The sequence below is a fragment of the Streptomyces sp. SP18BB07 genome, assembly GCF_036322545.1.
Taxonomy (GTDB): domain Bacteria; phylum Actinomycetota; class Actinomycetes; order Streptomycetales; family Streptomycetaceae; genus Streptomyces; species Streptomyces deccanensis.
The window spans coordinates 1-308 of the sequence record NZ_JAQYWT010000279.1; the positions used below are offsets into that span (position 1 = coordinate 1).

Here is a 308-nt window from a genome sequence, read left to right on the forward strand (position 1 = left end):
GCCGACGAGCAGGGAGCGGCGGCTGGGGTCGAGTGTCTTCCCGGTTCTCCCGGAGGTTTTCGTTGCTGGAGCCATGGGCGCGCGGCTACCCGACCCGATGCGATGTATTCACGCCAACGAGGCGCCCTTCACGACCCTCGCACACACCCGCGGGGCGCCCTTGACCCCGGCGGCACCATGGAAGACATGGGTGACAGGACAGACCGCCATCTGGAGATCTCCCTGCTCAAGCGCCAGGTCGTGTGCCGGGCGAAGCTCCTGGACGACCTCGCGCCGCGTACGTGCGCCGCCGTCTGGGACGCCCTGCC

At 69.5% G+C, this 308-nt stretch carries 1 protein-coding gene; it reads left to right on the forward strand.

The window, feature by feature from the left end:
* Positions 1-186 precede the first annotated feature (186 nt).
* Positions 187-308, forward strand: a 122-nt coding sequence (locus PUR53_RS14160) for a DUF3830 family protein (protein WP_329908471.1), incomplete at its 3' end; no start/stop codon positions are given.